Source organism: Paenibacillus sp. GP183 (assembly GCF_900104695.1).
Lineage (GTDB): Bacteria > Bacillota > Bacilli > Paenibacillales > NBRC-103111 > Paenibacillus_AI.
This window is the reverse complement of record NZ_FNSW01000001.1, coordinates 4,903,050-4,925,766: the sequence shown is the minus strand read 5'-3', so window position 1 is coordinate 4,925,766 and position 22,717 is coordinate 4,903,050. Positions and strand designations below refer to the sequence as shown.

Genomic DNA, 22,717 nt, shown 5'->3' with positions numbered 1-22,717 from the left:
GTCCAACATCCATCATTATGAAACAGCTATATAGCGAATGACCTCCGCATTGGCGTTCGCATCTGAATCTGCGGATTCGGCGGGAGCCAGCGATTGCAAGCGAATGCGTCCCTCCGCTTCCAGGAGGACGAGATGCGCAATCGTCTCCGACAGCGCAAAGCGCAGCTGGTGCGTAGATAGCTGCGCCCCGAACGTCGCCGTGCACACCTCGTACGCGGTGTGCGGCTCCCGCAAGTACGCAGCCATGAGCGCGAGGCGCTCCTCATGGTGCCGGATCAGTTCGGCCGCGCGCTCGCCGAACAAGGGCCAAGGCTCCCGGTGCCCCGGGTAAGCCATCTTCACGCGCAGCCTGCTGACCTCACGCAGGCTGCTGAGGTACGCGCCGAGCGGATTAGCTTCCACCTCCGGGAGGAAGCTCACGTTCGGCGATATTTGCGGCAGGACGTGGTCGCCGCAAAAGATCACCTCCGCCTCGGCGTCGTAGAAGCAAAGATGACCCTCGGCATGGCCGGGGGTCTCGATGGCTTCGTACACCCGGTCCCCGAGGCGCACAGGCCCTTCCCGCAGCAGCGTGATCTGCGGCTGCGGGGAAACCCACTGGACGAAGCCATCCATATGCTTCGTCATGGCCTCCAGCCCGGTGGCATCCAGACCGTGCCGGGCAAATAAGCGCAGGATCAGCGCCGACATCGGCTGATCCTCGCCCCACAGGAGCTGCGCCTGCTGCCAGCCGGCCTCCGAAAGGAGGACCGGCGCGCCCGTGCGCTCCTGGAACCAGCCGGCCATCCCGTAGTGGTCGGGATGGTGGTGGGTGAGCACAATCTGCTCGATGTGCTCAAAGGCAATGCCGCGCTCGCTCAGCACAGCGAGCCATAGCTGCTGCGCATCCGGGGTGTGCAGCCCGGGATCGATCAGCGTGTAGCTGGCACTGCCCGACACGAGGTAGCTGTTGACCCAGCGCAGCGGGAACGGCAGCGGGACCTTGATTTGCAGAATGCTGTCGGTATGTTCAATTGTATGTATCATGGCTGTATAGTTTCCTTTCGATTAGTCCAATTTTTGCCTTCTCACATTATGCCACAACTATAGCCCAAATTCATTCTTGCTGCATGAGAGACAATCCCTCACTCGCCTCTTCGCGGCTGAAGTTCCCCCGCGCCAATTGTGCAGTTTCCTTGCCAAGCAGCCGCTGATAAAAAGAAATGCCGAACTCGCGAATTCCCGCTCGTCCCGGCTCATCCTCCAACAAATGAAAGAGCACATCCTCAACCTTGGCATAGGCTCCGCCTTCCTCATAATAAGCCAGCAGCTTTTCCTTAACCGGTATAGGCAGATCAAGCTTGCCGAACTGGGCCAGCAGATCATCTATGCGCGTTTTTAACTCTTGATCCAAAAGCTCATCCCCATCGCGATAATCTTGATGCAGGTTCAGCAACAGGTCAAGTGCCTTGACCCGACTTATATAAGCTTCATAGGGATTATCTTGGGCTTGATGGAGGTCTCCCTCTTCTTTAAGCAGGTCTGCCAGGACCAGTGCCTTGCCTGTATCCGTTATTTCATTATAAGTAAGCAGCTTAAGTATGTCAGGAATCGACAAAGCCCGCAGCGATCTGAGATTAAGTCCCAAAATATGACGACAAGCTTCATCGAGCAAGCGCTCTGCATCCTCAAATTGCTTTTGCTCTTTATGAAATAAAATATGATGTAATACAAGAGCTAATTGCTCGATTTGGCGCATGAAGTAATCACGTTTGAACAAGCGGAAAGCCCCCTCTTAGAACTCGTAATTCCTAATATCAGCATATCATATTACATAGCGAAGCTCGATAACAAGCGGCTTCCTTCCCCTGCTGCTTTTTTGTCCGATAAAAAAAACCATTCTCAATACGAATATCGAGAATGGCGTAACTGGACGATAAACTTATTCATTTTACAAATTTTTTTCCATTTCACTAAAAAAAGCCTTGAACAAAAGTTCAAAATCTTCTTCTTTCAATTTAATTTCATCTCCGATTTTATACTTTAAAACAGACTTGTTCGGATCATACATCATTGATTTTGTTTCCTTGGTCATTTTATTATCATAAAGCATGATAGAGTCACACAGCATCCTAACTTCATTTAATGGATTGCCGTCCTTCAATTCTAACGTTCTGGTTCTATGAACAAAATAATGATCTAATACTAAAACCATGTGATTGAAGAAATTAGTTTCAAAAGATTCAATTGCCGAATTAAGCTTCGAATCATTTTGCTTCTTCGCGGTTGTAACCATATTTTTGTAGGTTGAAAGCTGTAATTCAACTTTCTTGCGACATTCATCAACATAATCTTGAGTATAGCTATTCATACTTAGCATATTTGATTTTCCTTTCCGAGTAATCACTTCATTTTACATATTGCGCCAACAGGATGTCGTTCGTGTTACAGTTCTGCCAACACTTTTTCAAGCTCGCCGCCCATTTTCATCCAACCATATTTCGCGCTGTTGAAGGCTTGATCCTCACTTTCGAATCCGGTTTGTTCAAGATGCAGATGGGTCGTTCCGTCCGAGTGCTGCAAAGTCCATGTAACCGCAGTGCTTATCCCGCCGCTAACCCAAGTGTAAGATAACTTATGAGGCTCGTCCACTTCGAGAACTTCGCTATCAATAATTCCATCCCACCACTCAGTCGGGTCAGTCCGAAACTGAAATTTATGCCCGACGACCGGTTTAAAATCATTAGCCATTATCCATTTCGCAAGCGTATTGCATCCGTTAAGGCGAGTCATACTTTCTCGATCGGGCTGGTATATTGAAAATCCTGTGAAACTTTCAAATTCATGTTTTATTCCTCCTGTAAGATTTGGTTTAAAAGCACCATTCTTTCACTCCAGAATTTCCTGTAAAACGATACCCAATCCTCAATTTCTCTCAATGGGGCAGGATTCAGCCGATAACGCGTTTCCCTCCCAACCTTTCGGTTGGTTACGAGACCGGCATCCTTCAGGATCGCCAAATGCTTGGAAACTGCAGTACGACCCATTTGAAAATGAATCGTTAACTCATTGAGAGGCAATTCTTCCGCGTCTGCCAACAGACGAAGCAGTTTACGCCGAGTTGGATCGGCAACGGCGTCATAAACATCCCTTATAGGTCCAATCTCGTTCAATATCACCCTCCCCTTGCTCTTCATGAATTAAGACACTTAATGGTTTCCTATTTATTATATATAATACGACACTATTTGGTGTCATGTCAAGTTGTCCCTTGATGAATTATTTTATGCCCAATAGTGTTTCTAATACTTCCATATAAATAGCCCTCTTTCCCATCCGGAGGGAGAGGGCTAAGAGAGCTGAGCAGAACCTATTGGACATCGCTAGGGAGTTATATCTTTAATTCCCCAAGCTTGATTAGCTCGACAACCGCTTGTGAACGACCTTTAACATTTAGTTTCTGCATCACATTGGAAATATGATTCCTAACTGTCTTTTCACTGATGAAAAGCTGCCCGGCAATATCCTTTGTCGTCTTGTCTTGGACCAAGAGTTCAAAGACCTCGCGTTCCCGATTGGTTAGTAAAAATTTACTTTTGTGGTCGCTGCTCATGGATTAGTGTCACCCCTCCTTGCTCGGGTAGTTGGGAGTTACAAGGTAAAGGGATACAGTCAAATTTATTTTATGAGTCGTGATTATTAATGGTGCGGCAGTAAGCAAAAATAGGCGTTGCTTCAGCAAGAAAAACCCTTTCACGATGCATCTTGACAACTGTGAGTACGGGCCTGCTCCCCCTAAATTTCAAATTGTTCCAATTATGATATAATTTAATGGCTTTCATTGCGAAATAGGGATGAGAAGAAAATCGGAGTTCATAGGAGAGGAGATATTATGAAGATCACAGACATTCAGAGGTTTGGCTTTCATCCCGTACTTGGCGAATGGTTTACCGGCCGTTTTCACGAACCGACCGATGTACAAATCCAGGCTTGGACCCAAATTGGCGAAAGCGCTCACACGCTTATTTCTTCGCCTACGGGTTCAGGTAAAACCTTAGCTGCGCTTCTTCCCTGTCTGGATCGAATCGCCAAGCTTAAAATCTCCTCCAGCCTTGCAGCATCCGGTGTAAAAGTGTTATATGTGACTCCATTAAAAGCGCTAAATAACGATATTCATCAGCATGTCTTTCATTTTCTTGAAGAGATTGAAGAGCTTGGTGCCCAGAGCACGCTTGGAGCAGAAGAAACCCATTGGCCCGGGATAACCGTCGGCATTCGCACCGGTGATACCAGCCAGAGCACGCGCGCCTCGATGCTGAGGCAGCCGCCGGATCTATTGGTGACGACTCCGGAGTCGCTGTATCTCTTGCTCACTTCGCCGCGCGCCCGCGAGATGCTGCGCACCGTGGAGCAGGTCATCGTGGATGAAATCCACGATCTTGCCGCAGACAAGCGGGGCATGCACTTGTCGATCACCCTCGAGCGGCTGGCTGTGTGGTGTGCCCGTCCGCCGCAGCGGATCGGCGTTTCTGCCACACAGAAGCCTATCCAGCGGGTAGCGCAGTTTTTGGGCGGCTGGGAGGATGACCGGCCGCGGGAGGTGGCGATTGTCGAGAGCCTCGCCGACAAGCGCTATGAGCTGCTGGTGACGATGCCGGAGCCAGCCCGGCCTCAAGCCGACCAGGAGGCCGTCTGGACGCCGATTGTCGAGCGGATTCTGCAGCTGATGGAAGGCAGCACCACGGTGCTTGTTTTTGCAAACAGCCGCAGGCTCTGTGAGCGGCTTACCTTGCGGATCAACGACCATGTCGGCCACCAGATCGCCAAGTCCCACCACGGCAGCGTCGCCCGTGAAAAGCGGCTCGAGGTCGAGCGCCAGCTCAAGGCCGGCGAGCTGCGCTGCCTGATCGCGACCTCGTCGCTGGAGCTCGGCATCGATGTCGGCCATGTCGATCTGGTGATCCAGATCGACTCGCCGCTCACCGCTGCCGCAGGCATCCAGCGCATCGGCCGCGCCGGCCATGCCGTCGGCGGCGTCAGCCGCGGGGTGCTGCTCGCGCGCAGCCGCGGGGTCCTGCCTGAGCTGGCTGTGCTCAGCCGGCGCATCGCAGCGCGGGACATCGAGGCCATACGCGTTCCGCGCAATGGCCTTGATGTCCTGGCGCAGCAAATCGTCGCCATGGTATCCTTGAGTGATGATTGGGATCTCACGCGGCTCACCCGCGTGCTGTCGCACAGCGACAGCTACCGCACGCTGCCGCGCGAGCGCCTTACGGCGATGCTGCAGGTGCTCGCCGGGTTCTTTCCATTCGTGCGGCCGCTGATCGCATGGGACCGGGAAACCGGCCGTCTGCAGCCGTTAGGCGTCAGCACGATGGCGGCGATCACCGGGGCCGGAACGATCCCCCAAAGCACTGCTTATCCCGTGCATCTGAACGAAACCGGCCTTCATCTCGGTGAGCTGGATGAAGAGTTCATTCACGAGTCGTCGATAGGCGACGTCTTCCAATTGGGCACGGCTTCCTGGCAAATCGTGCGAATCCAGCACGATCGCGTCTACGTACGTGAAGCCGCCAACCGCTTTAGCGAGATCCCCTTCTGGCGCGGGGAAGCGGGCAGCCGGTCGTTCGAGCTTGGCCAGCAAACCGGCGAGCTCTGGAGAGCCGTGAGCGACCATCTGCGAAGCTCGCAGGCTTGCTCCGGTGCCGCCGGGGTAGAGGCTCCGAATCCCGGAGCTGCCGAGACCATTTCTCTTACACAAGCTGAGCTCGATACAGTGGATTGGCTTGGAAAGGAGTATGCCTTTGACGCAGAGGCAGGCAGGAATCTGGTGGATTTGGTGCGCAGACAGCTTGCGGTTGGCTCTGTGCCAACTGATTTGAATATAGTTATAGAGACTTTTGCCGATGAACACAATCAGACGCATCTAAATATCTACAGTTTATTTGGACGTACCGTTAATCGCACCTGGCTGATGGCGATGGATCGCAAGCTAAAGCAGCAAGGGTTGGCGCCGATGTATATCAATGCCAAAGACAACGGGATTGAGCTTATTTTTCAGGAATACAATGAAGCCATTCTACAAAGTATCCTTACTCTTTCACTTGATCAATTGGAGGCTTTCGTGATCGATGCTGCTGCGGAATCTTCCATGTTTGCCGCATCCTTCCGCAAGTTGGCAGAGACTTCCCTGCTCCTCTCTCGCAGCTTCACCCGCATGCCTGCCTGGCAGAGACGCCTGCGAAGTGAAGAGCTTTTGCGAGAGGCCCTGCCTTATAAGGAACAATTTCCTTTATTTGAGGAAGCTATGAGAGAATGTCTGGAAGAGCACCTGGACATACAGAGTGTGAAGTTCTTATTGGAAGAAATAGAATCAAAGCGAATCTCAGTAACGGTGGAGCACCATCCATTTCCTTCCCCTCTTGCAGGGCAATTTATCTTCGAATATGTGAACACCAAAATATATGAATCCGATGTGCTTTCCCGTGATCTTCAGCTTGAGCTGCTTGGCTTTAGCCGTCAAATCGCGAGCCAGGTATTTGGTGCGGAAACCTTAAAGCATGCCGTCGATCCCGAGGTGATCCAAGCCGAGAAAAACCGACTCGAGGGCTTGGATCAACCTCTGCAGAAACCAGGCGATCTTCTTCGGTATTTGAAGGGGCACGGCGATTCATCCTTAGAGGAGCTTCGTTCTCTGACAGGCCCCCTCGCGAATGATTGGCTGTCTGAGCTCGAACAGCAGCATGCCGTCCAGCCCATTTTTCTAGCAGGTGAAACTCGTTATATCTGCAATGATGAGGCTGAGCAATATGCCGCTTTGTCCTCTTCTTCTTCCCTGGCATTGACCTTCATTTTAAAGCGAAATGCGGAGAGCAGGCTATCTTTTACAACCGAAGAAATCGGGAAAAGATACGCATTGAGCAGTGAGATCATTGCTCGCTGGATCGAAGATGGCTTGGAGCAAGGCTACCTGCAGCAGGCACCTTTTGCCGAGCCAGGCGAGGAAGACCTTTGGACCAGCACCAGGGTTGCTTCCCGTTTGATTCGAATGTCGCTTCAGGCCTATCGCCGGAATCGGGAAGCACTTTCACCATTTGCTTTTCTGCAGCAGCTTTTAATTCGTCATCGGCTTCTTGTCCCCTTTCAATCACAAGGAAACGAAGCACTCCGTGAAGTCATTAGCGGACTTCAGGGATTATTCCTGCCGATAACCCTGTGGGAGTCGGTCATTTTTCCTGCACGAATGCCATCTTACAAGAAGCAGGATTTGGATGCTCTCTGTGCTGCAGGAGACCTGATCTGGATGGGGCACAAGGAGTCCGAAGAGAAAGAAGGACGGATTGCCTTTTTCCTTACGGATAACACGGAGCTGTCCGAACCTTATCTCCATCGCTCCCAAGAGAGTGCACAGCCCGAGCTGCTTGCCAATCTGCGCGAGCGGGGAGCTCGTTTTTTAAGCAAGCTTGCGATTGAAACGGGTGAGCAGCCTTCCGTTCTTTTGCAAAAATTGATGGAGCTTGTATGGGAAGGCCATGTGTCCAACGATCAATTTTCACCCATACGCCTTCATGCTCAAGGACCTGCCAAGAAAAATGACAAATTCCAATCCGGACTGGGCCGCTGGTATGCGCTGGAACCAGCTTCCGGTGATTTTGATACCGAAGCCTCCGCAGTAAAGTGGACTCACTATCTTCTAGACAGGTATGGTCTGATTTGCAAAGATCTGGTGGCGGCTTTCTCGCCCTTTCCTTGGGAAACCATTGTACAAGTGCTGAAACAATTGGAAAACTGGGGCATGGTTGTCAGGGGATTGTTTATAGAGGGCTTGCCGCAGCTGCAATTCACCACCAAGGCGTTTCTCTCTTCCATTCAACAATCTTCTTCCTCTTCGGTTCCTGGAGGTAATGAAGCTTTAGTTCTGATATCTTCAGTCGATCCAGCCAATCCGTTTGGTATGCTGATGCCTTGGCCATCGCAAGAGAGCATCCCATTTTCCCGAAAAAGCGGAAATTATTTGGTCATGAAAGGAGCCTTCTGGCTCTATTGGGTTGAAAATAACGGCAGGCGCATATACCGGATCGGGCAGAAAGAACAATCCGAGGAGCAGATACAGGATGATCTAAAAACCATCTTCCGTATTTGCCTTCGCCAGCATCATTTACGCAAGATCATCATCGAATCCTGGAACGGTACCCGTATCACGGAAGCGCTTGAACGGGAATACCTGCTTCATCTCGGAGCGGAATTGGACCAAACCCGTTACGTACTTTGGCCCAGTCAGCTTAGCTAAGAGAACCATGGCAATCTGTTTTGTAATGACTGTATCATGTTTTTCGATTCATATCACGAATCATTACTGGACACCGAGTCGATGTAACATCCCCATAAAATGTGCAAAATAGTTGTTGGTACTGAAAACAGCTTCAATGTGTGCCCTGCCTTGTAAGCGGATTGAGTCTCGGAGCGACCCGTTTCTCATAAGTTCAAGACCTTGCTGAACCGCAGCCTCAATGTTTCCGTGCGGATAAAACATGCCGGTAACATTAGAAGTGATGAGCGCGCGTACCCCGTCGGAGTCAGTTGAAAGCACCGGGCAGCGGCAGCTCATGGCCTCAGCAACTGCATATCCAAATCCCTCGAGAATAGACGATGATAGTAAAAATCCGCCCGATTGACCAATAACTGAGTAATAATGTCGCATATCATTATGCGGCGCATTAGAGAATTGCTCGATTCGTGGACCAAGCCCTAGACGTGTGATCGTATCGTGAAAAGCAGCCCTTTCTGGCTCAGCAGCCAAATTGGAATCTTCGAAAAGCCATAACCGCAATTGCGGTTCATGCAACGCAATCCGATACACAATTTCCAGGCCCAAACTGTGTGGATACGATTAAATTTCAGTACAGCGAACATGTGAAAATACCTTACCCTATAATCGGATGGGTAGGTCGTCTTGAATCTAACAAAAATTGGCGAGACTATCCCATAATAGAGTTCACCAAAATAAGCAGCGCAATTTAAACATCTATGAAAAGCTCATTGCCAAAGGGCAGCAGCTTTCACCTCGCGACATGTTTCACTATGGCGATGAACTCGTTGAAAACGGTTTTTATGAAAAAGCGATTGAGCAGTATCTTCGATTTTTAGACGAAGAATGGCCCGGTTTGGAAGACAGAATTGCGGTATGCGGGAAATTGGCTCAATGCTACCGTGAGCTTGGAAACCTTGAAAAAGAACTGCAGTATCTATTCAAAGCCTTTGAATATGATCTGCCGAACGCTGAATCCTGCTGCAGGATCGGCAATCATTTTTTTCTGAAAGAAAGATGGAATGTCGCTATTTTCTGGTTCAGTCTCGCTTTGCAATTGGAACAACCGAAGGAATCCTGGGGATTGATTAGAATGGAGTTTCATACATGGCTTCCCCATATTCAACTGGCTATCTGTTACGGCAAGCTGGGAATGCTGGAACAAGCGTATCAGCATAATGAAATTGCCTTTTCTTATCTGCCGAACGATCCGGCTATCTTAAACAATAAACAAATTCTGGAGAAGCACATTTATAACCAAGAACAAGGAGAACAGGTATGAAAACAAGCATTGTGATCCTTACGCGCAATAACCTGACATATACCAAGCTGTGCCTTGAGAGTATACGCTGTTATACACAGGAGGGCAGCTACGAGCTGATTATCGTCGATAATGGTTCCACAGACGGTACAGTTGAATGGCTGCAAGAGCAGCTGGATCTTCATGTTATTTATAATGAAGAGAACTTGGGCTTCCCAAAGGGATGCAATCAAGGAATGGCGGCTGCGACAGGGGATTATATGCTGCTGCTGAATAACGATACGATTGTAACGGTCAACTGGCTCGACCAGCTGCTCAACTGCCTGCGCAGCGATGAACGCATTGGAGCCGTAGGCCCTGTTACCAACGCAGCCGCCTACCATACGGCGATTTCGGTACCCTACCGAACGCTAGAAGAGCTTGGCCAGTTTGCTGGGGAATATAATAAGGCCGATCCCACGAAATGGGAGGAACGGATCAAGCTCATCGGCTATTGCATCCTGATGAAACGCGAAGTGATCGAAAAGGTCGGATGGCTCGACGAACGATTCTCCCCCGGCAACTACGAAGATGAAGATTATTGTTTGCGGATCAGATTGGCTGGATACAAATTGATGCTGTGCAAGGATACGTTCATTCAGCATTTTGGCAGTGCTTCGTTTAACGAGAATCCCTCCTTCTTTTCTAGCGTGCTGCAGGAAAACGAAAATAAATTTGCGGAGAAATGGAAATTCAACCCCGTCTACTCCACCCATATCCGGTACGATCTCCTATCGCTCATCGACCGGATGAAGGACGATTCACTCCGCATTCTTGAAGTTGGATGCGGATGCGGGGCCACCTTATTGCAGCTGAAGAATTTATATCCGCATGCGGAAATGTACGGAGTCGAATTGAACGAACATTCCGCCTCAGTTGCCTCTTTGGTAGCGCAAGTGGAAAGTCAGAACATCGAAACGATGGACCTGCGTTATCCGAAACAGTTTTTCGATTATGTCATTTTTGGGGACGTGCTGGAGCATTTGTACGATCCCTGGAAGGTGTTAAAAGACATCGCTCTCTACTTGAAAGAAGACGGTAAAGTGCTGGCCAGCATTCCGAACGCAATGCACTTCAGCTTGATCCGGGATCTGCTGAACGGATATTGGACGTATACCGATAGAGGGCTGCTGGATCGAACGCATATCCGCTTTTTTACGTTTTACGAAATTTGTAAAATGTTCAAGGAAACAGGATATGACAACTTGAATTATAGTCGGGTTACCATTGGACGTACGGAGCAAAATGAAGCGTTCATGACGGAGCTATGCAAGTGGAGCCATGAGAGCTTGTGGGATCAGTACGAAACGTATCAGTATTTGTTTCAGGCTTCGAAACATGCGCCCGCAGGCAAAGATTCGGAACCACGAGTGCGGCAAAAGCTGAAGTTTTTACTGCGGTTCCAGATGGATATGACATCGAGCTGATTCCGATCGAAGGTGCCTCCAGCATGACGGCAGGCTATAACGAAGCGATGAGACGGTCCGACGCGAAGTATAAGGTGTATTTGCATCAGGACGTTTTTATTATCCATTCCCATTTTATATATGACATGCTTTCCCTGTTCCGAAACAACGCAAACATCGGAATGCTCGGCGTCATCGGTGCAAAAACGATTCCTGCCAGCGGCATCTGGTGGGAGAGCGGCGATGAAGTTGGAAAAGTGTACGATAGTCATCAAGGCAACATGGCGCTGTTCTCGGCAAGTGAAATCAGTGGCTGCTATGAAACGGTGCAAGTCATCGACGGGCTCCTTATGGCTACCCAGTACGATCTGCCCTGGCGGGAAGACCTGTTTCAAGACTGGCATTTCTACGATGCATCGCAATGCATGGAATTTGCGAAAGCAGGATATACCGTTGCTGTCCCAAAACAAGAAAAGCCATGGTGCCTGCATGACTCCGGAATCACGAGAACAGGCTTGGATTTTGCCGTGTCACGAAAACTATTTTGCGACACTTATGTAAATTCAAACATTGACAACACCATCCCAACGTAGTAAATTTAACGTATGATTAGTATCAGGTACTAATACTAGATCATACAAAGAGGTGACTCAGATGAATTCAACTGCTCGTATCACAGCGATTGGCACTTATGTTCCTGCCCGGGTGCTGACCAATTTAGATTTTGAAAAAATGGTTGAGACTACTGATGAATGGATCGTACAAAGAACTGGAATCAAAGAGAGACGTATTGCTGAAGATAGTGAGTTTACCAGTCATCTGTGTATAAAAGCGGTGCAGGATCTGATCACTAGATATGACGCAGTATTGGAAGACACGGATCTTATCTTGGTAGCTACGCACACTCCGGATCTCCCTTTCCCGTCTACTGCTTGCCTCGTTGGAGCGCATTTTGGCATTCCCGCCGCCGGCGCGCTTGATCTGAATGCCACTTGTGCCGGCTTTACCTATGCGCTGCATATGGCTAACGGGCTTATCAGCTCCGGTATGCACAAAAAAATTGTTGTAGTTGGCGCTGATACCTTGTCCAAGATAACCGACTATACCGACCGTTCCACCTGTATCCTGTTTGGAGACGGCGCTGGCGCTGTGCTGGTGGAAAAGGACGATGGCCATCCCGCTTTCCTTGCCCACCATCTGGGCTCGGATGGCTCAGGCGGCAAGCATGTATACCGAACCGGTCTGTCTGACGAACTGAACGGAGAAAAGCTTGCAGGTGATGGCAAGCTTGTACAAAATGGACGCGAAGTCTATAAATTCGCAGTTACCACTGTACCTCATGGCATCGAACAAATCCTGCAAAAAAGTGGTTTAACCACAGAGGATGTAGATTGGTTTATCCCTCACAGCGCCAATCTGAGAATCATTGAATCCATCTGTGAACGGAGCGGCATTCCATTTGAGAAGGCATTGTACAGCCTTGTTTATTACGGCAATACTTCAGCTGCATCCATTCCGCTCGCACTGGATCTCGGCATTAGGGAAGGTAAGGTTGGGCCTGGCGATACCCTTCTACTTTATGGCTTCGGCGGGGGATTGGTGCATGCCGGGCTGCTGATGAAGTGGGGATAAGTTTCCAGCCAGCCATGGCGGAGCGGGTCTGCCTTTCTTTAACGTTCGCGGACGTGATTCTCACAACGAGAATGCGCTGATAAGCGCTGATCATCTCCAGATTCTCGATCATTTTCCCGGCAGCCTGCTTCGAGTCTGCTACTTGATCTGCAACAGCTTCGATCATTCGTGCCAATGCCCTTTGGCTTCTCGCGAGAGAAGCCAGGATATGCAGCTCCAACCTTGCTCTGTCTTGAGGAAGATCGATCATTTTTCATTCCCGCCGAATGAAAACATATCTCCTAGCCCGCCGCTCGAACCTCCATCCTCACCGCCGCTGTCGCCTTGTCTGAGAAGCGCCTGCATATTGCGATTCAGCGCATGTTCCATCTTGCATCGATAACTTCAATGATTTGATCATGAAAATCACCGGTCTGCTTCATTTGATACCCATGCCCAAGCAACGAAGCCGAGCTCAAATGATTACAAATCCAGTTACGGGTTTTCTCAGCTTCCGCAGCTTTAGCTTCAAGCAATAAAGCGATATTCAGCTGAAGGCTTGCTGTGGATTCCAACATATTCATGTAAATGCTTGATCTATCCAATCCATGATCCCTCTATTCTTCGGCATCCGGGCCGTTCATTTCTTTCATTACAATTTCTGTTTGCTGCGCAATAGCTTCCTCCAGTTCGGCCAGGCTATTTAAATAGGCGACTACGCTCTTGATAATTTGCGAAGAGTGCTCCTGAATTCCTTCCACTCCGTCGAATTCAGGGTGCAGATCCGGAATTTCCGTGATGATGGACGACATTTGCCCCGCTATGCTGCCCTTCGTTTGAAGAATTTTTGACATTTCTCTGTGCGAGGCTGCTATATACGTAATAATGTTAGTTATCTTTTGTTCCAACCTAATTCCCCTTCCGCCCAGCTTTTTCTCTTTATTATTTTATGCGATCCCATAACCAAATGTGCCGAGTTTGGATGGATGCTGCAGCGCTAAATGTAGGTATGTGGATCAACGCCCCATTTATCCATAAATTTCCCGTGATTGACCTGAATCAACTCCTGGAGGGAATCTTTATTCTCCTTGTGAAAGCTAGCACTGCCATGATGGAAAATAAACGAATCTCCTGCTATGCACAGCCTATAGCCGGCAAGTCTTGCCCGATAGCAGTAATCGTCATCCTCGAAGTGGCCTGGACTAAAACGTTCATCCAGCATGCCAACTTTGTCCATCAGCTCACGCCTGAACAGCAGGCAAATCCCTACCAGCCGCAAGGTATCCTGCCATTTCTCCGGACTCGGGACATTCATGGCTGCAGACATGTCCGCAACATTGGTAAAAGGCTCCTGAATCTGCTGCTTTCCGCTTGCATAGTTGGTCACAGGGCCTACAATCCCTATTTCATCACTGCTATACAAACAGCGAAGAAGGTTGGGCAGCCAATTCCAGCCCACGATGGTATCGTTATTCAGAAGCATTAAAGCTTCTCCACTTGCAATACTGAGCCCAAGGTTACATGCCCAGGGAAAGCCTCTGTTGGTCGGCAGTGATATAAATTTTATTTCATGGCGGCAGCAGTATTCAATGGATCCATCTGTGGAACCATTGTCCACTACAATTATTTCGTAGGGAACCTCGGTATGCTTTTTAATCGACGAAATGCACTCTTTAAGCAGAGAAAGGCCATTATAATTGGGGATAATGATGCTGGTTAGCTGCACTAGCTTCGCCACCTCACATATTCTCTTTTACGGAATGTATCGTGAAAACCAAGCCGTTCTCCCTTCTGCTCCATAGCCAATCTTAAAGCTTCGATATGATCCCCTATGATCAGCTTGGCAACCCGGCTGTTGGATCCCTGGTTGTGGCGTCTTCGCCTATTTTTCGAAATGACATTGATACTTGTCGGCGCACTGAACTTCAGTCCTTCCTGAATGGCTCGCACCTGTGCTTTTGGCGGCACCATAAGCTCTGAGCATCCAATTCGATCCAGTGCGGCTCGGGATAATGCATGGGGGACAGCCGTTAAGGAGTTCGATCTCAGCTCAGGCTTTTTCATGGTGAGATTGAGAAAACGTTTCATTACCGTTACGGAATCAAAGCGTGTATTGGGAACGAATGGTGTTAGATTGTTGAGTGCTATATCCTTTCCCTCATGAATCGCTTTAATAAAAGGAAGCAGCTTTTCTGCACGAACGGGGAAATCACCATCCAAAAAAAGCAGAATGTCCGATCTGGACAGCTTCGCCCCGATCGCTCTCCCCACATCATGGCCCAGCGGCTTCGGATAATGAACAATCACAGCGGAGGAGTGTTCACGCACCTTCTGCAGGGTTTTATCATGCGAACCATTGATCACAACAATAATCTCGTTAAAGGGAATCCTGCGAAGCTGCTTGAGCACTCGATCAATGGACGCTTCTTCGTTCATAACGCTGACTATGGCTGCAACAGAGCGGGAAGTCGGAATTACGAGTGAACGCCAATGGCCTTCAGACACTGATTTACGCGGAAGTGTTCTGTGTAATTTGAGCATCCGTCGCTTCATACTAAGTCACCTCGCTGTTTGTCTTTTTCTTATCAAGTCGGGCATATTTCCACGCTCTCCAGTGTTCTGGATGAGCCAATGAATGGCTTCCAGGTGATCCCCCACGATCACGTCCCCTAATGGATCTGCTCCTTTGGAGATTCTTCGAATCGGATTTCGCATACCCACATGAATGAAATGTACAGCTTTAATCTTGAGCCCTTTTTGGGCTGCAATCGTTTGAGCTAACGGAGGGACAGCCAAATTCTCGGCTCCAATCGCTTGAAGCGCCTTCCGGCTGATCGTATGCGGCACAGTAGTCATGGAGGCTCCATGCAAATGGCGGTGGGCCAGAATCGTATTCAGTGCATATTTGGAGAGAGTGACCTTATGCACCTTGGAGGCGGAAGCTTTTCCCGAGTAGCTGTTTAAAGCGACATCCACACCTGATCCCACTGCCTTGATCAGTGGGCGAAGTTCACTGGCCGGAATAATGAAATCTCCGTCAAGAAACAGGAGAATGTCACCTTTGGCGGCATTTGCGCCTATACTTCTTCCCACATCATGACCAAGAGGTTCGTCAATGGAGATAACACGAGCACCTAACCGCTCTGCTGTCTGCTGAGAGCCGTCGGTGGTGCCGTTAGCCACAACAATGACTTCAGTTTTGCGATGAACCAGGAAAGCTTGCCGAATCACACGTGACAGTGTCTTTACTTCGTTAAACACAGGAATGATAACGGAAACCTTGGGGGTGCCGGAATAACGTCCAGAAGGCACACGCCGCACATGCTTCTGCTTACCGGGAACTCTCTGTTTGTTCAACGGTTCTCAGCTCCTGTCTTTGGCATCCTATACGCCTCTACTCTATTGTATGATTTTCCGGGAGCTGGAACAGGGCTGAAGTCGGGCGAATGAGAAAACAGGCATTTATACATAAAGGCGAATGTCTTATACAAATTCCCCCCCCCGGCACTTGTCGTGTCTCCTATCAAAACATTGACCCATAATTAATAGACTTTTTTAATAAGACAAATGCATAGTAAAAACTCTCATCTCTTAATATTTTATATTAGAGGTGATGAGGTTACTTTATATCAAAGGCAATCACACCTACTATTTTTATGAGGGGAGTGAGAGAATATGTCATCTAAGAAAAGAACTGTTTCTAGCGGTATATTGAATAATATAGGTACGAATTTCGCTGTAAATGCAATAATTACAGCTGAAAATGCTGATCCGGACGATGATCGGATCGTCACAGTAGAAGTTATCGACTGGACTAACCCTTTCCCAGTACAATTACCTGTTGCTTCATTCAATGGTCCGAACGGAACTCCTGGTGACAATGGTCCAATCGAAATCGAAGAATCCACCGCAGCTATATTTTTTGCCGACGTTACTCCTGCGTTTTTGTATGAAGTACGCATCACCTATCACAACACGACGGAAGATTTCATAACGAATGCCTTCGGTACCGATTTCTTTTTTAATAACTTAGAAGGATTCACAGTACTTCACAGCGAGTTCAAAACTATTGAATTGGACTAAAGTATTCATAGGGCGTACAGAAATGAAAGCTGTACGCTTCTTTTACAAGAAAGGAGTGATAACAATGGCAGTAGATAGACTCGCTTTACTGAAAAGCAAATATCCCAATAACCCGCTGATCAGAATGATAGAAGCTAAAGATAGTGTTGCCGTGCAAGAGCGTCGAGCTGCATTATTAAATAGCAAACATCCTTATATGGAAAAAGTGCTGGAGAGTATTAAAAACAAGAACAGTTAATCAGTCTTTTGTTCTCTGATGAAAAAGCACGGAAACAAAAAAACGCTGGCTAAGGCGAGGGCGCTGAAAATCGCCACACAAACCGTTTATTTCGGCAGCAGTTTCTTTTTGCACTATTATTTAATGAATTACCGCGTTAATGTAGAATAATAATGGTATACCCACGTTCGGAAGGTGGTTGCCCATGCTCGGTCTCAAACAAATGGAACTTTCGTTCTACAGCCCATTGTACGATTTAATTTAGCCACTCATATCCTCAAAAAAGTCAATGAGCATGTCGATTTTTTTTCATTGGCGAACTTCTTAAAAATAGCTACTGTGAATGTTATGGCCGACCGGCTAAAGAGCAGGAACTACTCTTTTGTTTGCTTTTTCTACAACGGTTATACAATTTATCGGACATCCACATCATCGAGGACGCTCAGGTGAATTTGGCATACAAATGGTTTTTGTCGTTGAACCCGGAAGATGAGCTGCCGGATCCCAGCCTACTTTCTAAGTTTCGCAAGCACCGGATCGGCGCCAATACGTTGGAAGCCATGTTAAAGAATGTGGTTCAGCAGCCGATTGACAAAGGGATCATCAAATCGAATGCCATCATCATGGACGCCACCCACAGTCATGCCGGATCCAAGAAAGATTCTCCGCTCGAAGTCCTCATCAAAGCCGGAAAAAAGTGCGTAAGGCGGTGTATCATGAACGCAGCGACATGGCCTCGTCGTTTCCAACGAAACCTGAACCGGAAAAGGATGAAGTCGAGGCCACTAAAAAGCAACTGCGTTATTTGGCAGATCTAGGGGAAGTCATCGAGAAGCAGGCGAGCCCTTCCAACCAACAGATTCAGAAGGAACTAAAGAAAGTCAAACAGATCGTCGAAGATGAACGTCTGCTCGCCTACAAAGACATCCAATCCGCCGTGGACCCGGATGCCCTGCTTGGCTGGAAATCGGAGGACGTGAGTTTTTTCGGTACAAGTCTCACCTGGCCATGACGGAGGAGCGAATCATTACCGCGATAGAAGTAACGAGCGGCGAAAAGGCAGATGGCAATTATCTACAGACGTTAGTAAAAACCACGCAAGAGAACGGTATTGAGGTAAAAGAGGTATTTACCAAAAGTCAGAAGCCTTTGTGGCGCGTAGAAAAATAACGCGGCCAAATCGAATCTAAAAATGCAGAGATGAAACAGGCTCATGGAATGAATAAAGCCCGATACGTGGGTCTATTTGGCATGCAGATTCAGACGTATCTAACGGCATTTGTGGTAAATGTGAAACGAATGATTCGTTTATTGGAGCCCACAACGTAAGGGGAGAACCCTCTTATTTTGGTGTTCTGGTTTTTTTTGATGAGAAAAGGCCTCGATCCTCTACATTTGTAGAAAATCAAGGCCTTTTTCAGCGCCCTCGCTAAGGCTGCAGCGTTTTTTTATCGGGCAACAGCACGATTATTTCTTCTAAGGTGCCTTCTTTTTTGTATGTCCTTTTTGCTGGTCAGCTTCAGGACATTTATATAATTTGAATATCAAGTTGTTTCAGTAAGGTCTTTAAATACGAACATTTGTTTGATATAATAAATACAAACGAATGTTCGGTAGTGATTGGCGTGGCTCAACAAGAAACGATGACGCTTAAGAGGTTTCAAGAGAAGTTCAATACGGAACAAGCATGTCACGATCATCTGTTCCAGATTCGTTGGCCCGAAGGGTTTTGCTGTCCGAAATGCCAAAGCCAATCGTTCTATTTCCTAGAGACGCGAAAGCTTTACCAGTGTGTGACTTGTAAGCATCAAACTTCCGTGACGGCCGGTACCATCATGCATAAAACGCACACGCCTTTGTTGACATGGTTTTGGGTGATCTTTTTAATCGCCCATGATAAACGCGGCATCTCTGCAACCTATATCGCTCGAGAACTTGAATTGACCTATCCGACAGCCTGGTTGCTCCTTCAGAAAGTCAGAAAAGCTATGGGTGATCGCGATGCCAACTATCGACTGGCCGGCTTGGTTGAACTCGATGATGCCTTCTTTGGCGCACCAACAGAAGGCGGCAAACGCGGTCGTGGCACCAAACAAACGCCCGTGCTCGTAGGTGTTTCACTCAACAAACAGGGAGCACCGCAATACGTCAAAATGCAAGTGATTCCGGATGTAAAAGGGAAAACGCTGATCGATTTTGCACAGCATTATATCGAACCCGGCGCAACGATCAGCAGCGACGCTTACCATTCTTACAACGCGCTTGCGAAAGAATACAACCATCAGCCGCTCAAATTCAACGTCAAAGAAAACCCGGATCATTTGAAGTGGCTTCATACGATGATCTCAAACGCCAAAGCTTTTATTGGCGGTACGTTTCATGGCTTGGCACCTAAGCATCTGCAAGCCTACTTGAATGAATTTTGCTTCCGTACCAACCGCAGACAGTTTGAAGGATAACTGTTCAATCGGCTTTTATCCGCTTGTATTTCTACTGATACCATTACTTACCAGGAACTTACCATATGACGATGCGGAGCTAACTTGATATTCAAATTATATAATACCAAGTGGTCTTTTTTATGTTCAAACTCCAATTTTTTTTCATTACAGGAATGCTGCCCGTTACATCTATAAAAGAAAAAGGAGCGGCTGTCCAGCAAGCTCATCCATAAATATCCATTTCAGTTGGATTATATACTCCATAAAGTGTCCTCCTTTTATCATGCTAGAAATCCACCCTTATGCAGCATTTGCTTCACTTCGTCTTTGGTCATAAGAAAGTCGTTGGAGGAATAGGTCTGCGTTGCCACACCAGGAAAAGAGGAATAAAACTCCATTAATTCAGCATTCTCAATCGTAGGAAGAATAATGATGTAATGCTTGTCATAATGTACTGCATGATGACTTTCATATTCGGAAATGAGGATCTCATGAAATTTCTCCCCTGGTCTTATCCCCCGTTCCACAATTCGAATATCGTTTCTAGCAGACTCTTCAATCAGGACCTCAGCCAGATCCAGTATTCTGCATGCGGGCATGGCCATGACAAAAACCTCACCGCCTTTTCCTTCGAGAGCGGCTTTTATGAGAAGCTCGGAAACCTCCTGTTGTGTCATGAAGAACCGAGTCATCCTTAAATCGGTTATACCAATCTCATCGCTTTCCTGGGCTTGCTTCATAAATAAGTTAAGGACACTTCCGCTAGTTCCCAAAATATTGCCGCCTCTAACGCAAATAAATTTCGTGCTGTTATTTACATGACTGGAAAGAATCATCAGCTTTTCACCGATTGCTTTCGACAACCCATAAAAGTTACTTGGATCTGCCGCTTTGTCGGTGGACATATTGATGACTTTTTTGACCCTCTTTTCCACAGCTGCGTGAATAACGTTTTGTGTACCTATCACGTTAGTTTTCAAGGCTTCTAAAGGCTGTTCCTCACAGATGGGCACATGCTTTAATGCAGCCAGATGGAAGATGTAATCGATACCTGCGCAAGCTTTGACCAGAGCCTCTAAGTCACGAATGTCACCGATGCAAAAGGTCAATCTCGGATCATTAAAAATGTGTTTCATTGCAACCTGCGCGGACTCATTTCTTGTATATATGACGATTTTGTTTGGGTTGTTATTAAGAAGTTGGCGAATAAGCTCATAACCCAGAGAGCCGGTTCCTCCTGTCACTAAAATATTTGATTGTGTAAACAATCGAAACTCACCGTCCCCCAGCCTGTTTTATTTTTAAATATGGTAGATTCCGTTTAACAAACTCTTCCAAATCCCGTGGTTACCTTCCCATTTATCTCCGTCAGGCAATTGGACTGCACATACTTTATCAAGAGGCCAGTCTAATTCTATTATTCCTTTGACAGGCGCATGATTGATCAACAATACCCTGAAATCATTGCGGACGAGCCCTGTTAATACCATCTGCAGATCGTAAGCATCCTGGATGCTCCCTTCCGTTCTGACAAAAAGAATACGTTCACTGTTGTCCACCTTCTGCAAAAATCGCTCAACACGCCGGTTGAACTTTTCTTTTACTTCCGGATACGCGGCCAAGTGGGTGTGCGTGTTTTGCGCTTTGGAAAAATCGTGGTTTGATAAAATGCCATAGGCGTCATCTGAAACTAGCAGCATCTCCTCGTTAGCTTCTCCCACCACTCTTAAATTCTCCAGCTCCATAAAGCCTGCAAATCGATTCATCAGCAGCTTGTTAACATCCGACAATTGGATAGAGCCCATCCAATCCAACACGCCGGAATATGGCCGCAGATTGTTTTTTTGAAGCTCAATAGAAGCCAGACAAAGATCTCCCAAGCTAAAAATACCGTCATAATTTCCCTTTAGTTCACTAGACTTCATAGCCTATCACCTCCTTTTTTTATTGACTTACTAACTTACATCTCTATTTGATTCCATTTTTATATGATTTGTGTGGACAAAATAGCAATTTTATTAAATATGGTTATAAGTACCAAATATTTATATTTTCGTATTTTTAATCCCATTTGCCCGAACTTATTTTGTATTTTTCTAATAAACTAGAGACTGTACCAGAAAAAAAGAAATAGGAAAGGTAGGTATGAAATTTGAAAATCTTGCTAGCAACCTATTGGCCAGTGCCACATGTTGGAGGGGTATGGCCTTTTATGGTGCAGCTTAGAAATAAGCTGGAGGCCATGGGGCATGAAGTGGATCTTCTAGGTAACGGAGATGACGAAGGCAACTCTTTTATTTACATGGTGAATCAAAACCGGAGAATACAAAAGGACAAGTTGCTTCCGCTACTCAAAGCAAAGCTGAATGTATCAACTTATCCGGTTCTACACGCGAATCCGCTTGTTAACTACGCCGAATTTCAGAGGTATATGTTTGAATTGGCAGCTGCTTATTTTAACATTGATGGCTATGATGTGATCCATACACAGGATGTCATATCCACGACAGCCCTTGCTCGGGTTCGTCATCCACACACGGCCATGGTCGCAACTTTGCATGGCTGCATCGCTCATGAAATTAGACATCTCAACCATCCAACGGACTTTATAGCTCACGCCTATTACGATGCGATTGAATATAAGGGAGCCACTTCCGCAGAAGTGACCCATATTGCCAACCAATGGTTAAGACGCATTTTGACAGAAGAATTTAAAGTGCCCAACGAGCAATTAAAGATGTTTCCTTATGGTTTCGATGTGGAAAGTTTTGTAAAACGAATGAAGGAAAAAACCGATATGGAGCGTCCTTCGGGAAAGAAGGTTATCATCTTTACGGGGCGTCTGGTCGAACTCAAGGGGGTTCATTATCTTTTATCCGCTCTCGTTAAATTAAAGGCAAAACGTCAAGACTGGGTTTGCTGGATTGTCGGGGACGGTAATAAAGAAGAAGATCTTTTGAACCAACGAAATGAACTAGGTCTGCAGAAAGAGGTTTTATTCTTGGGTAAGCGTGATGATATTCCCGCGCTTTTACAATTGTCTGATATTTTTGTATTGCCAAGCCTCGTCGAGAACCAGTCCGTTTCGTTAATCGAATCGCAAATCGCAGGGAAAGCTTCGATCGTAAGCGACTCGGGCGGGCTGCCTGAGATGGTTGAACATAAAGTGACAGGTCTTCTCACCCCCGTAGGGGATATAAACGCCTTAGCTTATAACCTGGAAAAGCTACTTCGGGATGACACTTATCGGAAAAAGCTAGGTGCAAACGCCCAACAATGGGGTATCAAACATTGGTCGATGGATTCGATGACCGAACAACTGATTAAGCAATATGAAGCCGCGATCGAGAAAAGAAAGATGAGGTAATGAGA

General features: G+C 47.3%; 23 protein-coding genes and 3 pseudogenes. 10 read left to right on the top strand and 16 right to left on the bottom strand.

What is annotated here, in order from left to right; all coding sequences use genetic code 11:
* Positions 1-15 precede the first annotated feature (15 nt).
* The 6 genes and pseudogenes from BLV33_RS24440 to BLV33_RS24415 all read right to left on the bottom strand — a co-directional run bounded on the left by BLV33_RS24440 (position 16) and on the right by BLV33_RS24415 (position 3,592).
* A complete protein-coding gene (locus BLV33_RS24440; RefSeq protein ID WP_090797873.1) occupies positions 16-1,026 on the bottom strand; it encodes an MBL fold metallo-hydrolase in 1,011 nt (336 codons plus the stop codon).
* 70 nt (positions 1,027-1,096) lie between these two features.
* A complete protein-coding gene (locus BLV33_RS24435) occupies positions 1,097-1,759 on the bottom strand; it encodes a DUF6483 family protein (RefSeq protein ID WP_090797871.1) in 663 nt (220 codons plus the stop codon).
* A 171-nt stretch (positions 1,760-1,930) separates the two neighbouring features.
* Positions 1,931-2,359, bottom strand: coding sequence for a hypothetical protein (locus tag BLV33_RS24430; RefSeq protein ID WP_090797870.1), 429 nt, complete (start codon positions 2,357-2,359; stop codon positions 1,931-1,933).
* A 65-nt stretch (positions 2,360-2,424) separates the two neighbouring features.
* Positions 2,425-2,825, bottom strand: a pseudogene (locus tag BLV33_RS24425) (SRPBCC domain-containing protein).
* A 3-nt stretch (positions 2,826-2,828) separates the two neighbouring features.
* Positions 2,829-3,152: an ArsR/SmtB family transcription factor gene (locus tag BLV33_RS24420; RefSeq protein ID WP_253187156.1), complete on the bottom strand. Its 324-nt coding sequence runs from the start codon at positions 3,150-3,152 to the stop codon at positions 2,829-2,831.
* Positions 3,153-3,370: 218 nt separating this feature from the next.
* Entirely contained in the window at positions 3,371-3,592 is a 222-nt protein-coding gene (locus tag BLV33_RS24415; RefSeq protein WP_090797867.1) for a helix-turn-helix domain-containing protein, read from the bottom strand.
* 279 nt (positions 3,593-3,871) lie between these two features.
* Here BLV33_RS24415 and BLV33_RS24410 point away from each other — a divergent pair, with 279 nt between their 5' ends.
* Positions 3,872-8,269, top strand: coding sequence for a DEAD/DEAH box helicase (locus BLV33_RS24410; RefSeq protein WP_090797866.1), 4,398 nt, complete (start codon positions 3,872-3,874; stop codon positions 8,267-8,269).
* A 63-nt stretch (positions 8,270-8,332) separates the two neighbouring features.
* Here BLV33_RS24410 and BLV33_RS24405 read toward each other — a convergent pair whose 3' ends face one another.
* Positions 8,333-8,779: a glycosyltransferase gene (locus tag BLV33_RS24405; protein ID WP_253187155.1), complete on the bottom strand. Its 447-nt coding sequence runs from the start codon at positions 8,777-8,779 to the stop codon at positions 8,333-8,335.
* A gap of 169 nt (positions 8,780-8,948) precedes the next feature.
* Between BLV33_RS24405 and BLV33_RS24400 the strand changes: the two genes are divergently transcribed.
* The 4 genes from BLV33_RS24400 to BLV33_RS24385 all read left to right on the top strand — a co-directional run bounded on the left by BLV33_RS24400 (position 8,949) and on the right by BLV33_RS24385 (position 12,625).
* Positions 8,949-9,569, top strand: a complete 621-nt coding sequence (locus tag BLV33_RS24400; protein WP_139305820.1) for a tetratricopeptide repeat protein — start codon at positions 8,949-8,951, stop codon at positions 9,567-9,569.
* Positions 9,566-11,014 carry a bifunctional glycosyltransferase family 2 protein/class I SAM-dependent methyltransferase gene (locus BLV33_RS24395; RefSeq protein ID WP_090797861.1) on the top strand — a complete coding sequence of 483 codons (1,449 nt, stop codon included), beginning with the start codon at positions 9,566-9,568 and terminating at the stop codon, positions 11,012-11,014. The genes BLV33_RS24400 and BLV33_RS24395 overlap by 4 nt, the downstream gene beginning before the upstream one ends.
* A 23-nt stretch (positions 11,015-11,037) precedes the next feature.
* Complete coding sequence (locus BLV33_RS24390) at positions 11,038-11,586, top strand: glycosyltransferase family protein (protein ID WP_171908954.1); 549 nt, start codon at positions 11,038-11,040, stop codon at positions 11,584-11,586.
* A gap of 61 nt (positions 11,587-11,647) precedes the next feature.
* Positions 11,648-12,625 carry a ketoacyl-ACP synthase III gene (locus BLV33_RS24385; RefSeq protein WP_090797858.1) on the top strand — a complete coding sequence of 326 codons (978 nt, stop codon included), beginning with the start codon at positions 11,648-11,650 and terminating at the stop codon, positions 12,623-12,625.
* Here the strand turns inward: BLV33_RS24385 and BLV33_RS29005 are convergent.
* The 7 genes from BLV33_RS29005 to BLV33_RS24360 all read right to left on the bottom strand — a co-directional run bounded on the left by BLV33_RS29005 (position 12,531) and on the right by BLV33_RS24360 (position 15,961).
* Positions 12,531-12,875 (bottom strand): hypothetical protein, encoded by a 345-nt coding sequence (locus BLV33_RS29005; protein WP_139305819.1) that lies wholly within the window; start codon positions 12,873-12,875, stop codon positions 12,531-12,533. The two genes, BLV33_RS24385 and BLV33_RS29005, sit on opposite strands and share 95 nt — an antisense overlap.
* Complete coding sequence (locus tag BLV33_RS30520) at positions 12,872-12,994, bottom strand: hypothetical protein (RefSeq protein ID WP_290439065.1); 123 nt, start codon at positions 12,992-12,994, stop codon at positions 12,872-12,874. Before BLV33_RS30520 ends, BLV33_RS29005 begins: the two co-directional genes overlap by 4 nt.
* Positions 12,979-13,209, bottom strand: coding sequence for an alpha-helical endospore appendage domain-containing protein (locus tag BLV33_RS24380; protein ID WP_253187154.1), 231 nt, complete (start codon positions 13,207-13,209; stop codon positions 12,979-12,981). The genes BLV33_RS30520 and BLV33_RS24380 overlap by 16 nt, the downstream gene beginning before the upstream one ends.
* A 12-nt stretch (positions 13,210-13,221) precedes the next feature.
* A complete protein-coding gene (locus tag BLV33_RS24375) occupies positions 13,222-13,512 on the bottom strand; it encodes a nucleoside-diphosphate sugar epimerase (protein ID WP_090797857.1) in 291 nt (96 codons plus the stop codon).
* An 89-nt stretch (positions 13,513-13,601) separates the two neighbouring features.
* Positions 13,602-14,330: a glycosyltransferase family 2 protein gene (locus BLV33_RS24370; protein ID WP_090797855.1), complete on the bottom strand. Its 729-nt coding sequence runs from the start codon at positions 14,328-14,330 to the stop codon at positions 13,602-13,604.
* On the bottom strand, positions 14,330-15,157 hold the full coding sequence (locus BLV33_RS24365; protein ID WP_090797854.1) for a glycosyltransferase family 2 protein: 828 nt from the start codon (positions 15,155-15,157) through the stop codon (positions 14,330-14,332). Before BLV33_RS24365 ends, BLV33_RS24370 begins: the two co-directional genes overlap by 1 nt.
* Before the next feature lie 6 nt (positions 15,158-15,163).
* Positions 15,164-15,961, bottom strand: a complete 798-nt coding sequence (locus BLV33_RS24360; protein WP_090797852.1) for a glycosyltransferase family 2 protein — start codon at positions 15,959-15,961, stop codon at positions 15,164-15,166.
* A gap of 318 nt (positions 15,962-16,279) precedes the next feature.
* Between BLV33_RS24360 and BLV33_RS24355 the strand changes: the two genes are divergently transcribed.
* From BLV33_RS24355 to BLV33_RS24345, 4 genes and pseudogenes are all read left to right on the top strand, one after another.
* Positions 16,280-16,687 (top strand): hypothetical protein, encoded by a 408-nt coding sequence (locus tag BLV33_RS24355; protein WP_090797850.1) that lies wholly within the window; start codon positions 16,280-16,282, stop codon positions 16,685-16,687.
* A gap of 64 nt (positions 16,688-16,751) precedes the next feature.
* Positions 16,752-16,925, top strand: a complete 174-nt coding sequence (locus BLV33_RS29535) for a hypothetical protein (protein WP_171909285.1) — start codon at positions 16,752-16,754, stop codon at positions 16,923-16,925.
* Between the two features lie 252 nt (positions 16,926-17,177).
* Positions 17,178-18,233 (top strand): annotated as a pseudogene (locus BLV33_RS24350) (transposase).
* A gap of 296 nt (positions 18,234-18,529) precedes the next feature.
* A pseudogene (locus BLV33_RS24345) lies at positions 18,530-19,432 on the top strand (IS1595 family transposase).
* Positions 19,433-19,626: 194 nt separating this feature from the next.
* Here BLV33_RS24345 and BLV33_RS24340 read toward each other — a convergent pair.
* Positions 19,627-20,613 (bottom strand): polysaccharide biosynthesis protein, encoded by a 987-nt coding sequence (locus tag BLV33_RS24340; protein ID WP_090797849.1) that lies wholly within the window; start codon positions 20,611-20,613, stop codon positions 19,627-19,629.
* A 33-nt stretch (positions 20,614-20,646) separates the two neighbouring features.
* On the bottom strand, positions 20,647-21,270 hold the full coding sequence (locus BLV33_RS24335) for a DUF1796 family putative cysteine peptidase (RefSeq protein ID WP_090797847.1): 624 nt from the start codon (positions 21,268-21,270) through the stop codon (positions 20,647-20,649).
* Between the two features lie 227 nt (positions 21,271-21,497).
* Between BLV33_RS24335 and BLV33_RS24330 the strand changes: the two genes are divergently transcribed.
* Entirely contained in the window at positions 21,498-22,712 is a 1,215-nt protein-coding gene (locus BLV33_RS24330) for a glycosyltransferase family 4 protein (RefSeq protein ID WP_090797845.1), read from the top strand.
* Positions 22,713-22,717: the final 5 nt, after the last annotated feature.